Genomic DNA, 16,728 nt, shown 5'->3' on the forward strand with positions numbered 1-16,728 from the left:
CGAACGCCCCGATATCGACTCTTCTTGCTTGTTCGACACTGGTCCGCCCCCGGGGGTAGGCCCAGAATCCGACAGGGTTCGTGGGTCATCACAGAGCCGTGGGCCGGACGAGTGAAGGATGTAGTACCCGGATGGGTGACGTTCGTCGTGCGCCGCGAGGTCGAGGCACTCGCAGGTCGAAGACTCCCCTGTTCGCGCAGCTGCTGACAGCTGCCGTCGACACCGCAGGCGATACCGTCGCCGTGTCCTACCCCGGCAGCGACCGGCGCGAACTCACCTACACCCAGCTCGACGAGTCCTCGTCGCGGCTGGCCAGGGACCTGATCGAGCGCGGGATCGGCCCCGGCGACGTGGTCGCGCTCGGCTTCACCCGCTCGATCGAGTCGGTGCTTGCGGTGTGGGCGGTGGCCAAGACCGGCGCCGCCTACGTCCCGGTCGACCCGGCCCTGCCCGCGGAACGGATCACCTACCTCCTCGACGACTCCCGCGCGGTGCTCGGACTGACCTGCTCGGCGCACCGGCCCGCACTCGGCGAGTCCGTCACATGGATCGCCGTCGATGCCGCACCGCACCGGGACCGGATCGCGTCTCGCCCGGCCCACCCCATCTCCTACCTCGACCGGGTCCGGTCGCTGACCGATCAGCATCCTGCCTATGTCATCTACACCTCGGGATCGACCGGTCAACCCAAAGGCGTCGTCGTCACCCACACGGGCCTGGGCGCACTCGTCACGGCGGCGCGGGAACGCTACGCCGTCAGCGCGGGCGCCCGTGTCCTGCACGTATGCTCCCCGAGCTTCGACGTCTCGGTGCTCGAGCTGCTGCTGACGTTCTCCTGCGGTGCCACGCTCGTGGTCTCGCCCGCAACAGTGTTCGGCGGCCCCGAGTTGGCCGCGCTACTGCGCCGTGAGCGGGTGACCCACATGCTGATCACCCCGGCGGCCTTGGAATCAGTCGACCCGCGGGGTGTGGACGCGCTGCGGGTGGTCGTCGTCGCCGGCGACTCGTTCGGCCCGGCACTGGTCGAGCGCTGGGCTGTCGAGGGACGGGCCTTCTTCAACGGTTACGGCCCGACCGAGGCCACCATCCTCGCCACCGGCAGTGCCGCATTGCTGCCCGGTCAGCCCATCACGATCGGTTCCGCCTTCTCCGGTGTCGGTGTGATGGTGCTGGATTCGCGGCTGCGACCCGTTCCCGCAGGTGTCACCGGTGAGCTGTACCTCTCCGGCCCCGCGCTCGCCCAAAGCTATCTCGGCAGGCCGGGTCTGACCGCAGACCGGTTCGTCGCCGCCGCGTTCGGCGGCACAGCGGGATCGCGGATGTACCGGACCGGAGATCTGGTCCGCCGCACCGCCGACGGTGACATCGAATATCTCGGTCGCTCCGACTTCCAGGTCAAGATCCGCGGGTTCCGCATCGAACTCGGTGAAATAGACGCCGCCCTGACCACCCACCCCGACCTCGACTTCGCCGTGACCCTCGGTGTGCGAGCCGACTCGGGTGCGACGATGCTGGTGTCCTATGTCCTGCCCCGGCAAGGTGTTTCGGTCGACATCGAGCAGGTGGCGCGCTTCGCCGGCACCTGCCTGCCCACCCATATGGTGCCCACCCTCATCGTCGCCCTCGATGAGATCCCACTGACCCCCAACGGGAAACTCGACCGCGCCTCGCTGCCCGCGCCGGTGTTCGGTGCCGCCGGTTCCCGCGCACCCGAGGGTCCGCTCGAAACCCGCATCGCGCAGCTGTTCACCCAAGTCCTGGGGGTGCGGCAGATCGGCGCCGAAGATTCCTTCTTCGCCGCCGGCGGTGACAGCATTCTGTCGATCCAGTTGGTGTCGCGGGCACGCGCGACCGGGATCTCGTTCACCCCGCAGGATGTGTTCGAACATCGCACCGTCGCGGGGTTGGCGCGGGTGGCGGTGCTCGGCGTCGAGCCGGCGCAGACGTTGGCCGAACTGCCCGGCGGTGGAGTGGGTGAGCTACCGCTGACACCTGTACTGGCCGCGGCGGTAGCGGGTGGCCGTTTCTTCGGCCGGTTCAGCCAGCAGATGGTGCTGGCCCTGCCCGCAGGTATCGACCGCACCGCCGTGGTGGACATCCTCACCGCGGTGCTCGATCACCACGACATGCTGCGTGCCGGCGTGGAACAGGCCGACGGGGTCTGGCAGTTGTGCACCCGCGCGCCTGGCGCGGTGGACGTGAACGGACTGCTCACCCGCATCGATATCGCCGCAGGTCGCGGCGACGACGAGCTCGCCGATATCGCCGAGGCGGCGATGGATTCGGCACTCGCCTCGCTGGACCCACACACCGCTCGGATGATCGCCTTCACATGGTTGTGCCGCGAGGACGGCCCGCACGGTCTGATCGTGGCGGCCAATCACGCGGTGATCGACGGTGTGTCGTGGCGAATCCTGCTGTCGGACTTGGTCACCGCGTGGACCCAATACACGGCAGGGCAACCCATCAGCTTGCCCGCGGTCGGCACCTCGTTCCGCCGGTGGGCGCACGGATTGACCGAAGCGGCCGCCGGCCACCGCGCCGAGCTCGACCACTGGCAGCGCACGGTGGCGGTGCCCGACCCGCTACTGGGTGCGCGCCCACTCGACACCACTGTCGACACTGCCTCGACAATGCGCACGTTCAGTGTCACGGTGCCCGTCGAGGTCACCCGAGCGGTGCTCACCGAACTTCCCGCGATATACCGCGGGGGCGCCGAAGACGGACTACTCGCCGCCATGGCGCTGGCCGTGCGCGCCTGGCGGGCCCGCCGCGGTGTCGACGCGCCCGCGACCCGGGTCCGTCTCGAAGGTCACGGCCGAGAAGATTCCGTCGTCGAGGGCGCCGATCTGACCCGGACGGTCGGCTGGTTCACCAGCATGTATCCGGTCTCCCTCGATCTGGGCGAGATAGATGCCGACGCCGCCTGGGAAGGTGGTGTGGCGACCGCCGCCGTGGTCAAAGCGGTCAAGGAGCAGCTGCTCGCGGTGCCGCACAAGGGCATCGGCTTCGGCCTGCTACGCCACCTGGACCCCGAGTCCGCCGACCTGCTCGACGGCCCGCTCGGCCAGATCGGGTTCAACTACCTGGGACGTCTGTCCACAGGTGAGGTGACGGGGTCCCTCGCCGACCACAGCTGGTTGCCGACCGCCGACTGGGGTGAGCCCACCGCACAGCAGGACCCTGCTCTGCCCGCGGCCGCCGTGGTCGACATCAACGCACTGGCCACCGACACCGAGCACGGTATGCAGCTGCGGGCGTCGTTCTCCTATGCGTCCGCGATCATCGACGAGACCTCGGTCCGCGAACTTGCCGACTGCTGGACCGCGGCGCTGGCACTGCTCGCCGATCATCTGCGTGACCCCTCGGCAGGCGGGTTGTCGCCCGCCGATGTTCCGCTCGTGCGCGTCACCCAGGCCGAACTCGATACCTGGCATCGCGAACGCCCCGGCCTGACTGACGTGGTGGCACTGGCGCCACTGCAGCTCGGCTTGTTGTTCCTCGCCGAGGTCTCGCCCGAGGACCCGTACCTGGTTCAGCTGGCCGTCGAGCTGGCGGGCCAAGTGGACACCGAGCGACTGCGGCGCTCCGCGCAGGCCGTCCTCGACCGGCACGCGATCCTGCGCACCGCGTTCGGCACCACGGCCACGGGCACACCGGTCGGGTTCGTCGCCGAGAACGTCGCGGTGCCGTGGCGCATCGTCGACACCGCGGTCACCGATGCCGATACCTTCTTGGCTGCCGAAGCGCGGACCGGGTTCGACCTGGCCACCGCGCCGCTGCTGCGATTCACCGTGTACCGCCACACATCCGGGGGCATGCATTTGGTGGTGACCGCCCACCATCTGCTGGTGGACGGCTGGTCGATGCCGCTGCTGATGAAAGAACTGCTGGTCAGCTACGCCACCGACGGCGCCCCGGCGGTGCTGCCACCGGTGCGGCCCTACCGCGACTACCTCACCTGGCTGCACCGCCAGGACCGATCCGCGGCACTGCCGGTCTGGTCCGAGGCACTCGACGGGCACGAACCGACACTGCTGAGCGCGGCATTCACACCGCCCACCGGACAGGACGCCGGTTACCGAACCCGCATCGTCGAGCTGTCACCGGCCGAGACCGAGGTATTGGCTGCCTGCGCGGCGGCCGCCGACGTCACGCTCAACACCCTGTTCCAGGCGGCGTGGGGCCTGGTGCTGGCCGGGGTCGTTGGCCGCGACGATGTGATGTTCGGCGCGGTGGTCTCGGGGCGGCCGCCGCAGCTGGACGGAATCGACGCCATGGTCGGCCTTTTCGCCAACACCATCCCGGTGCGAATCCGCTACGACGCCGACGCTCCACTACGGAACCTGCTGACGCGGCTGCAAACGGAGCAGGTCGCGCTGCTCGACGGCCATCACCTCGGATTGACCGACATCCAACGAGCGGCCGGCGCCGGCGAGCTGTTCGACACCCTCATGGCCTACGAGTCCTATCCCGTGGACACCGAAGGCATCCGTGGCGCCATCGACGGTTTGCAGATCATCGACGTCCAGGCCGCCAACGCCACCCACTACCCGGTAGCCGTCGGCGTCGAAGTCGGCAACGGTATCCGCATCAGCGTCCAACACCGGCTCGACACAGTCAGCGCCCCCGTCGCGCAGGCACTCGTGCAGCGGCTACGCACCACCCTCGACACCTTCGCCAGAACACCGCACCACACCGCCGCCGAGCTACACCACGCCGTGGACCAGTGCAACGATCCGATCGCCCAGGCCACGTACTGGCGGAGGGTGCTCACGGACCTGCCCGAGCAGCCGAACCTGCCGTCGGACCGCCCCCGGCCCGCGGCTCCCGTGACGGCCGACGATCGCCTCACCTTCGACATCCCCGCCGACCTGCACCGGCAGATCCAAGACTTCGCCCGAGGGCGCGAGACAACAGTCTTCACTGTCCTACACGCCGCCTTCGCCGTGCTGATCGCGCGGCTCTCCGGTACCGCCGACATTGCCATCGACACACCGTGCCCGCAGGATCCGGCACACACCCTGGTGCTGCGACTACAGGTTCCGGGCGGCACCTGCCTCGACGAACTCATCGGCCATGCCACCGAAGTCGCCAGACAGGCCTTCGCGCGCACAGGACTGTCCGCCGCGGAACTGGCAGCTCTGCGCGCACCCCAGCCCCTCTCGCGAGTGATGCTGTTATCCGAGGCGCAACGCGGCGATATCGCAGACTGCGATCTCGCCCTGAGCGTGCGCACGACGTCGGCCGGTCGGGCCGAGATCCCGGCACACAGCGATCTGACCCCGAACATGCCGACGGGTCCGGCTGACAAGCGAACTGAGGATACAGGTCAGCGAGGTCCGGCTCGGGATCTGCTCGCGATCCCGGATCACGATCTCGCTGGGGACAGCGGACCGGGCCACCCGCTGCCGGCGTTCCGGGCAGAGGCTCTTGTCGCCGAATTCGCCTATGCCAGTGCATTGTTCGACCATGACACCGTGGTGGCGTTCGCCGAGCGACTGCTGCGCTTGTTGACGGCGGCGACCGAGCACCCGCGCACCCCGATCGGTGATCTCCCCGTGCTCAGCGCCGCCGAGCACATGAGGCTGACCGCACGCCCCACCGGCCCGCAGCACCCCGAGGCACTGCTGCCCGAACTGCTATCGCGCGGCGTCCGGCTGGGCCGCGACCGCATCGCCATTCGCCACCAGGGTCGCTCCATCACCTACGGCGCATTCGACGAGCAGACCTCGCGGCTGGCCCGCGAGCTGATCGCCCGCGGCGTCGGCCCCGAAATCGTTGTCGCCGTCGCCTTCCCGAGATCGGCCGACATGGTCGCCGCCGCGGTGGCGATCGCCAAAGCCGGTGGCGTGTACCTGCCGATGGATCCCGGCAATCCCGCGGCGCGTCAGCGGCACCTGATCACCGATTCCGCAGCAGCGCTCGGCATCACCTCGACCGCCCACCACGACCGCCTCCCCGACGCCGTGGACTGGCTGGTCCTCGACGATCCCGCTGTCGAACGTTCATGCGCCGACCACTCCGCCGCGCCGGTCACCGACGCCGACCGTCGCGCACCCCTGCGCACACAGCACCCCGCGTACATCATCTACACCTCCGGCTCCACCGGCCTGCCCAAGGGCGTCACGGTGACCCACGCCGGGCTCGCCCCACTGGTGGACGAAGCAACCCGCCGCTACCGCCTCGAACCCCATCATCGGTTTCTGCACATCTGCTCGCCATGGTTCGACCCGTCGGTCCTCGAATGGCTGTGCGCGTTCTCCACCGGTGCCACGGTGGTTGTGGCGCCGTCCGAGGTAGTCGGCGGTGTCGAACTCGCCGACCTGCTGGCCGCCGAGGCCGTCACCCACGCGATCATCACCCCCGCCGTCCTCGGCACACTCGACCCGGCCGGTCCAGGCACCTTGGAACTCGTGTCGGTCGGTGGCGACGTGACCACCGCGCAACTGCTGGCGACCTGGCAGCCCGGTCGCCGCTACCTCAATGGTTACGGCCCGACCGAGACCACGATCATCTCCTCCTACGCCGAACTCACCGCAGGACAGCCCATCTCGATCGGCGCACCGGTCGCTGGCACGCACGCGATGATCCTCGACGATCGGCTGAACCCGATGCCACCGGGGGTCACCGGTGAGCTCTACCTGGCCGGGCCCGCCCTGGCGCGCGGCTATCGCAATCAGCCGGGGACCACCGCAGCCCGATTCGTCGCCGACCCCTGGGGTGCACCCGGTGCACGCCTGTACCGCACAGGTGACCTCGTGCGCAGCGCCCGGAATTCGAGCGGGGAACTCACCTATGTGGGCCGCGCGGACGCTCAGCTGAAAGTGCGCGGGTTCCGAATCGAGCCCGGTGAAGTCGATGCCGTCCTCACGAACCACCCCGACATCGATTCCGCCGTTACAGTAGGTCGTCAGATCGCGTCCGGGTCGATCACCCTCGTGTCCTATGTGGTTGCGGCCCAAGGGCATATCGCCGACCCGACCGCATTCATCGAATATGCCGCGCAGCATCTGCCTGCCCACCTGGTGCCCTCATCGATTGTGGTGCTCGACGCCCTGCCGCTCACTTCCAACGGCAAACTCGACCGCACCGCGCTCCCGGAACCCGTCGCCGCCACCGAACCTCCCCGCGCACCGGTGGGCGCAGTGCAGACGCGCCTGGCCGAGCTGTTCGCACGGGTACTCGGTGTGCCATCGGTCGGGGTGAACGATTCGTTCTTCGCGATCGGCGGCGACAGCATCCTGTCGATCCAGCTGGTCTCCCTCGCCCGCGGGGCAGGCATCGTCTTCACCACCCGTGACGTGTTCGAACATCGGACCGTCGCGCGGCTGGCCGAGATCGCCGCCGTCGAGGACGCTTCGGCACCCGAAGCCCTGGCGGAGATGCCCGGTGGCGGTGTCGGCGAGGTCCCGCTGACACCCGTGCTGGCCGAATTCCTGGCCGGCGGGTCGAGTGACCGGTTCGCCCACACCATGGTGCTCGCCCTGCCCGACGACATCGATCGAGCCGGACTGGTCGCCACCCTCACCGCCGTTGTGCACCACCACGACATGCTGCGCTCGCGCCTGCGCCACGACGGCGACCGATGGCAGTTCGAGGTGCTCGGGCCCGACGCCGTCGACGCGGACACCCTCCTCACCGAACTCGACGCGCACGACGCCGACGGTGACGCACTGACCAGAATCGGTAGCGCCGCCATGGATTCCGCCCTGTCGGCACTGGATCCCGCGACCGCCCGCATGATCTCCTTCACCTGGGTGCGCAGGCGCCACGCCCGCGACCTACTCGCGGTGGCCGCCCACCATTACGCGATCGACGGCGTGTCCTGGCGCATCCTGCTCCCCGACCTGATCGTGGCCTGGGCCCAGCACACCGCACGACAACAGATCAACCTGCCGCCCGTCGGCACCTCGTTCCGGCGCTGGGCCCACGCCCTCGCCGCGACCGACCGCACCGCCGAACTCGACTACTGGCAGCAGCGGCTGTCCACCCGCGACCCGCTGCTGGGCACCCGAGCGCTCGACATCACGATAGACACCGAGTCGACCGTGCGCTCGATCACGGTGCAGGTGCCGGTCGAGATCACCGACATCTTGCTGACAACTCTGCCCGCCCAATACCGGGCCGGCGCCGACCACGCCCTGCTCGCCGCACTCGCCCTCGCTGTGCGGAGCTGGCGTGCCCGACGCGGCGTCGACTCCGACACCCTCCGAGTCCGGCTCGAAAGCCACGGGCGCGCCGAACACGTCATCCCCGGCGCCGACCTGACCCGCACCGTCGGCTGGTTCACCAGCATCTACCCGGCCGTCCTCGATCTCGCCGATATCGCGGCCACCAGCGACGACAACGCCCTCGCGGCCACGATGCGGACGGTCAAGGAACAACTACTCGCCATCCCGGACAACGGCATCGGTTTCGGCTTACTGCGCCATCGCGATTCGGCCGCGACGACGCTGACCGGCGACGTCGGACAGATCGGCTTCAATTACCTCGGCCGCGCCACCACAGCAACCCCGCCCAATGGCGACACCGACTGGCTGCCGACCGCCGAACTCGGCGACATCGAGATCGACTACGACCCGGCCCTGCCCGCGGGCGCCGTCATCGACATCAACGCGATCGCCGCCGCCACCGAGTCCGGTGTGCAACTACAGGCGAGTTTCCGCTACGCCACCGGCATCCTCGACGAAGCCGCGGTGCGCGAGCTGGCCGAAGAATGGACGGGTGCGCTCTGCGCGCTCGCCGAACACACCCGCCATCCCGACGCCGGCGGACTCACACCCTCCGACGTCGCACTGGTCCGTGTGTCCCAACACGACCTCGACACCTGGCGACGCAGCCACCCCGGCCTGTCGCAGGTGCTGCCGCTGTCCCCACTGCAGCAGTCTCTGCTGGCGCTGAGCGAACTCCTCGACGAGTCGGTGCACGCCTACCACATCCAACTCGTCGCCGAACTGACCGGCGACCTGGACACCGACCGGTTACGCCGCGCCGCCGCGACCGTCCTGGACCGGCACCCGAACCTGCGTTCGGCCTTCGTCACCACACGCGACGGAACACCGGTACAGCTCATCGCCGACGCCGTCGAAGCACCCATCCGCAGCGTCGCCGTCACCGACATACCCGCCGTGCCGGCCGCCGACCAGCAGACCGGATTCGACCCTGCCATCGCGCCGCTACTGCGGTTCACCGTGTACACCACCGGCTCCGGGCACAACCACCTCGTCCTGACCGCCCATCACCTCCTGCTCGACGGCTGGTCCATGCCGCTGCTGATGAAGGAACTACTCGTCCTCTACGCCACCGACGGCGACGCGACACCCCTGCCGCCGGTACGGCCCTACCGCGACTATCTCGCCTGGCTCACCCGTCAGGACCGCACCGCCGCCGAACGCGCGTGGACGCAGGTCCTGGCCGGCGTGCGCCCGACCGTGCTCGCACCGGAGCTGACCTGGCCGCCGACCACCGGCACCGGATTCGGGCTGTGCGAGTTCGACTTCGACACCGACCGCACCGCCGCACTCACCGCCTTCGCCGCCGCGACCGAGGTCACGGCCAACACCGTGTTCCAGACGGCGTGGGGCCTGGTCCTGGCCGCGAGCACCGGTAGCGACGACGTCGTCTTCGGTGCCACCGTATCCGGTCGCCCCCCGCAACTGGACGGCGTCGGCGACATGATCGGACTCTTCATCGACGCCGTACCGGTGCGCGTACGGATCGAGGCCACCACCACCGTGACGGACCTGGCCCGCGCAGTCCAGGCCGAGCAGGCCTCCGTTCTCGACCACCACCATCTGGGCCTTGGCGCGATCCAACGCGTGGCAGGCCAGGGCGAGCTGTTCGACACCATGCTCGCCTTCGAGTCCTACCCCGTCGACGCCGAAGCCCTCCAACAGGCCGGCGGCGCACTCGGCGATCTCCGTATCGACGACCTGCACGGCACCGACCACACCCACTACCCGATCACGATCCTGGTCTTCCTCGGCGCCCGAACCCTGGTGCAGATCAAATACCGGCGCGACCTCGTCGCCGACGCTGTCGCGCAGGCGGTGACCGACCGGTTACGCACCGCCCTCGACGATCTCATCGCGACCCCGGCGCCCACAGCCGCCGTTATCGCGCGTCACCTCGCTTCGGCGCCGGCCGACCCGATCACACGCTCGGCCTACTGGCGCCGAACACTGGCCGACCTGCCCGCCCGCCTCACGCTGCCCACCGAGCGCCCGCACCGGGAACGCCCGGCCGATACCAGGGGGCACGCCCAGTTCCTGGTTCCACCTGCGGTGCACCAGAAGCTGCGCGTGCTCGCCGACACCTCGGGCGTGACCTGGTCGACCGTGGTGCGCACCGCCCTGGCCGTGCTGTTGGCCCGACTCACCGCCACCGACGACATCATCATCGAATCCCCCGCAGCCAACGGTGCCGGCCTGGTGCTGCGCACCCAGGTCGACCCCGCCGCCCGCTTCCTCGACCTGCTCCCACAGGCAGACCGCGCCGAGTCCGAGGCGGCGGCGCACGCAGGGATCCCAGTCGCCGACCTCCCCGCACTCCTCGGCATCGACAACACGCCTCTGGGGCAAGTGTCGCTGAGCTTCCAGAACCCGCCGTCCGCCCACAGCGAACTCGCCCTGGCCGCGATCGAGGACAACACCGGCCTGTCGATCGAAATGTCCTTCACTCGAACACTTCTCGACGAACGCACCGCCGAAACATTGGGCGCGCGTTTCGCCCGGATACTCACCGCCCTTGCCCAGAGCCCGGAAACAGCGGTGGGCGACCTGCCACTGGCAGACCGCGACGAGTACACCTACCTCACCCGCATCGGAGACGGTGCGACACCGCCCGAGCCCGCCACCCTGCCCGACCTGCTCGTACGCGGCACCGAATACGGCCTCCACCGGATCGCGGTGCGCGACAACGGCCGAACCATCACATACGGCACCCTCGACGCGGACTCCTCCCGCCTGGCACGCCTGCTCATCGCCGACGGCGCCGGCCCGGAAACCGTGATCGCCTCGGCGATCCCACGCTCCTACCAGTCGATCCTCGCCCTGTGGGCGATCGCGAAAACCGGCGCGACATACCTGCCGGTGGACCCGAACTATCCGCAGGACCGGGTCCGGCACATGCTCGACGACTCCGGCGCGACCATGGGCCTCACCATCGCCGCACGCGTCGACGGACTCCCCGAATCAGTGCGCTGGCTCGTCCTCGACGATCCCGCCGCGCAGTCCCGCATCGCCACCCACCCGCCGACCTCGGTGCCCGACCGCGACCGCACAACACCACTGCGACCCGACCACACCGCCTACCTGATCTACACCTCCGGCTCCACCGGTGTGCCCAAAGGCGTCTCACTCACCCACGCCGGACTCGCAGCCCTCCTCACCCATTCGGCGACCCTCATGCGGCTACACCACGACCACCGCATGTTGCACGTCTGCTCGCCCAGCTTCGACCAATCACTCGAAGAGATCAGCACCGCCTTCCACCGCGGCGCCACCCTGGTCATCGCGCCACCGGACACCGTCGGCGGCGCCGAACTCACCGAGCTGCTGCGCACCGAACAGGTGACCCACACGATCATCACCCCAGCGCTACTGAGCACCCTCGATCCGACTCGCCTACCGGACCTGGAGTGTGTCTCCGCCGGCGGCGAGGCAACCACACCGGAACTACTAACCGAATGGCAGCCGGGCCGCCGCTTCCTCAACGGCTACGGACCGACCGAGGCCACCATCGGCGCGACCTACACGGCACTACGCGCCGGAGACCACGTCACGATCGGCCGACCCGTGCCGGGGATGCGAGCTTTCGTCCTCGACGACCGGCTGCACCCGGTGCCCGCCGGCGTCACCGGCGAGCTGTACCTGGCCGGTAACGCCCTGGCGCGCGGCTATCACGGTCGCCCCGCGGCGACCGCCGACCGGTTCGTCTCCAGCCCTTGGAGCGGGGGTGAGCGCATGTACCGCACCGGCGATCGGGTCCGCTGGGTGCGCGGCACGGGCACCTACGAGCTGGAATACCTCGGGCGCACCGACTTCCAGATCAAGATCCGCGGCTTCCGCATCGAACCCGGGGAAATCGACGCGGCCCTCACCCAGCACCCACAGGTCACCTTCGCGCTGACTCTCGGCACCGAGAACCCGGCCGGTGCGGCCGTGCTGGTGTCGTACGTGACCGGCCACGACGTCGATCCCGCAGCGATCACGCGGTGGGCCTCATCGATGCTGCCCGCACACATGGTCCCCGCAGTCGTCGTCGTACTGGATCGCGTCCCGCTCTCGGCCGCGGGCAAGGTCGACCGAAAGGCCCTGCCCACACCGGAATTCGCGGCCCGCCCCTACCGGCAGCCCTGCGACGGGGCCGAATGCACCGTCGCCGAGGTCTTCGCCGAGGTTCTCGGTATCGACCGGATCGGCGCCGACGACAACTTCTTCGACAGAGGCGGCAACTCCCTGCTCGCCACGCGGCTCACCGCCCGCCTGAGCGCGGCCGTCGACCTCCGAGTACCGGTGCGAGTGCTGTTCGCCGCGCCAACGGTCGCCCAATGCGCCAAAGAGATCACGCGATTGACCCGCGCGGACCGTCGCCCCGCCCTGCAGACGCAGCCCCGCCCCGATCGCGTCCCCCTCTCCCCCGCTCAGCAGCGCATGTGGTTCCTCAACAGGTTCGACACCCACACCGCCGCCTACAACATTCCCGTCGTCCTCCGGCTGACCGGCGCACTCGACACGACCGCGCTGCGGCAGGCGTTCACCGATGTCGTGGCACGACACGAGATCCTGCGCACGGTATACCCGGCCGTCGACCACGCGCCCGTGCAGATCATCCTGCCGCCGGATCACCCGAACGTGCCGAGGCTCGACATCCGCGCCACCACGGAAGCCGAAACCGCGGTGGCACAACTGGTGTCCACGGTCTTCGACGTCACCGAAGAGGTGCCACTGCGGGCCACCCTGTTCGAACTCGGACCCGAAAACTACGTGCTGGCCATAGCCGTCCACCACATCGCCGCTGACGGCTTCTCCGGCGGCCCGCTCACCCGCGATCTCGTCACCGCCTACACCGCACGCGCACACAGCGACACCCCCGCGTGGGAACCCCTGGCCGTGCAATACGCCGACTATGCGCTGTGGCAGCAGACACTGCTCGGCGACGACACCGACCCCGCATCGATGGCCGCCGAGCAGATCGCCTACTGGCGTCAGGCTCTTGCCGGCCTCCCCGACCAGCTCGACCTGCCACGAGACCGCCAACGCCCCGCCATCCAGTCCTATGCGGGCGGGCGAGCACCCCTCACCCTCGACGCCCCCACCCACGCCGCACTCGTCGAGCTGTCCCGCACCCACAGCGCGACCCTGTTCATGGCCATGCACACCGCACTAGCCGTGCTGCTGTCCGAACTGTCCGGCACCACCGACATCGCCATCGGCACACCCGTCGCCGGGCGCGGCGAGGCAGCACTCGACGATCTGATCGGCATGTTCGTCAACACCCTGGTCTTCCGCACCCAGGTCGACACCGACGCGAGCTTCGCCGACCTGCTGGCCCGCCAACGCGAGATCGACCTGCAAGCCTTCGCCAACGCCGACGTACCGTTCGAACGGCTGGTAGAAGTGCTCAACCCGGCCCGCTCCACGGCCCGACACCCCCTGTTCCAGGTCGCGCTCTCGTTCCAAAACCTCGCCGAGGCCCGGCTGGACCTGCCCGGCATCAGCGTCTCGTCGGTGGACCTGGACCGCGAGTTGTCACAGTTCGACCTGCACCTCATCCTGGCCGACCGCTACACCCCCGACGGCTCCCCGGCCGGAATCACCGGTTACTGCACCTATGCCACCGATCTGTTCGACGCTTCGACGGTACGCGGCTTCCTCGATCGTTTCGCACGGATAGTCACGGCGGTGGTCACCGCCCCCGAGGCGCCGATCCACACCATCGACCTCCTCGCCCCGGCCGAGCGGACCCAGATCCTCGACACCTGGAATCACACCGCGCGACCAGCTGATCCGGACACGACACTGGTCTCACTCCTGGACGCCACCGTGGCCGCGCACCCCGACGCGATCGCCCTCATCGCCGACGATGCCCGCATGACCTTCGCCGAACTCGGTACCCGGGTCAACCGGCTGGTGCGCTACCTCGTCGCGGCGGGGGTAACACCGGAAACCCGCGTGGCGCTGGCCATGCGACGATCGATCGATCTCGTCGTGGCCATGTACGCCGTCAGCACCGCAGGCGGCGTCTATGTACCGATCGATCCCGATCAACCGGCGATACGCACGCAATACATCCTGGACACGGCCGCACCGCTGTTCGTGCTCACCAATGCCGACACCGGGTTCGCGGCGACCGGAACCCGCGTGCTGTCACTCGACCAACTGGACCTGTCGAACCACAGTTCCGCCCCGATCACCGACCACGACCGCACCGGCACACTGCGTTCCTCGAACACGGCCTACGTCATCTTCACCTCGGGTTCGACGGGGCGCCCGAAGGGCGTGGCCGTGTCGCACGCCGCCATCGTCAACCAGTTGCGGTGGAAGACCCACGAGTTCGGACTCACCGGCGACGACACCGCCCTACTCAAAACAGCGGCGACGTTCGACCTGTCGGTGTGGGAATTCTGGTCCACGGCCGTCTGCGGCGGACGCCTGGTCCTCGCCGCACCCGACGGTCATCGCGAGCCGGCCTACCTCACCGAGCTGATGCGGCGCGAAAACGTCACCACCCTCCACACAGTGCCCTCGATGCTCGACGCCCTGCTCACTACGGGACTACCGACCTCGTTACGCCGCGTACTGGCCATCGGCGAGGCGCTGCCGGTGACGCTGGCCCGTCGGTTCGACGCCGTAGCTCCGAACACCGCCCTGTTCAACGTGTACGGACCGACAGAGGCGGCGGTCTCGGTCACCAGCCATCCGGTCGGTGCCGGCGACACCGCGACCGTCCCGATCGGCAAGCCGGTCTGGAACAGTCAGGTCTACGTGCTGGATTCGCGGATGCGACCCGTACCCGCGGGCGTACCGGGTGAGCTGTACCTCGCCGGAACCCAACTGGCCGCCGGATACCTCGCCCGACCCGACCTCACCGCCGAACGCTTCGTGGCGAACCCGTTCGATCCAGGCACCCGCCTGTACCGCACAGGCGACCTGGCGGCATGGAAAGCCGACGGGGAACTGGAATACCGCGGCCGCACCGACTTCCAAATCAAGATCCGCGGCTTCCGCATCGAACTCGGCGAAATCGATACCGTCCTCGCCGCGCATTCCGACGTCGGTTTCGCCGTCACGGTCGGACGCGACAACCAGGCAGGCGCCACCATGCTGGTGTCATATGTGGTCGCCGCGCACGGCAGGCAGATCGCGGTGGACAGCCTTCGCGAATGGGCAGCTCAGCACCTTCCATCCCATATGGTGCCCGCCTCGATCATGGTCCTCGACCAGGTCCCGCTGACCCATGTCGGCAAGCTCGACCGCACCGCACTACCCGCACCCGAACTCGCCCCAAGGACCTACCAGCCGCCAGCCACCGCCATCGAACACACAGTCTGCGACATCTTCGCCGACGTCCTGCGTCTCGACCGAGTCGGCACCGACGACCACTTCTTCGAACTCGGCGGCACCTCCCTCAGCGCGACCCGGCTGGCCGCGCAGCTGAGCGAGGCTGTGGCCGCAACGATCCCGGTCACCTGGATCTTCACCACGCCAACCCCCGCAGGCATCGTCGCTGCGCTGCGCGCGGGCGGCGCGGACAGCGCGGGCACCGACGCGGCCTTCGACATACTCCTGCCACTGCGCACCGCGGGCACCCGCGAGCCACTGTTCTGCGTCCACCCCATCAGTGGCATCGCCTGGTCGTTCAGCGGGCTGGCCGCCCATCTCGATCCCGACCGCCCGCTCTACGGCCTGCAGAGCCCCGCGCTGAGTTCGACCGAGCCACTACCGGATTCGATCGAAGAATGGGCGATGCTCTACCTCAAGCAGATCCGCGCGATCCAAGCCGAAGGTCCGTACTATCTGCTCGGCTGGTCTCTCGGCGGCGTGATCGCCCACGCCATGGCGGTGCAACTGCAAGACGAAGGTGAACAGGTAGCCCTGCTGGCCATGCTGGACAGCAGGCTTTCGACCGCATCGAGCGCCACCGCGACACCGGTCACCGCCGCCGATCTCCTCGGCGGATTCGCCGGCGACCGCGCCGGCGAATCGGACCTCGGAGAGTCGGCCGATGTGCCGCAACTGGCCCGAATACTGTCCGAACAGTCCCAGCTCCCCGCACCCCTCGACACCGCACAGATCGAACGGATCGTGAGCGCCGCGATCGCCTCGGCGGCCCTCGATGCCGTTTATCGTCCCCGCCCAGTCGACGGGGACATCACCTATTTCACTGCGGCGCTCGACGATCCGACCGGAACCACCGGAGCGTCGTCCTGGTCCGGTGCGGTCACCGGGGCCGTGCACAACCACCCGGTGGATGCGACGCATTGGCGCATGACCGACAACACCGCGCTCGAAACGATCGCGGCCGCCCTCCGGCAGTGGTTGTGACGCGACTCCGGCCCCCGTCAAGTGACTGAATCCGCACTGCTCAGCGATCGCCCGGGCCGACTCCCCTACCGACAACTATCCAGATAGCACCCCTTCCCTTCTATGTGATTTTTGAGAGGTGAGGTGTGAGGAACCGTCAGAAAGGGTGATGATGGATTACATGCGTAGATGCGCATAT

The 16,728-nt window shown here is 68.8% G+C and carries 1 protein-coding gene; it reads left to right on the plus strand.

What is annotated here, in order from left to right; genetic code table 11:
- The first annotated feature begins 131 nt into the window (after positions 1 to 131).
- Entirely contained in the window at positions 132 to 16,550 is a 16,419-nt protein-coding gene (locus tag ACFXNW_RS19050) for an amino acid adenylation domain-containing protein (protein WP_379419025.1), read from the plus strand.
- Positions 16,551 to 16,728: the final 178 nt, after the last annotated feature.

Source organism: Nocardia sp. NPDC059180 (assembly GCF_042754945.1).
Classification (GTDB): Bacteria; Actinomycetota; Actinomycetes; order Mycobacteriales; family Mycobacteriaceae; genus Nocardia.

Bases quoted from the DNA above. Each gene is read 5' to 3' on its own strand.
- ACFXNW_RS19050 (WP_379419025.1), top strand. From the start codon at position 132: ATGGGTGACGTTCGTCGTGCGCCGCGAGGTCGAGGCACTCGCAGGTCG.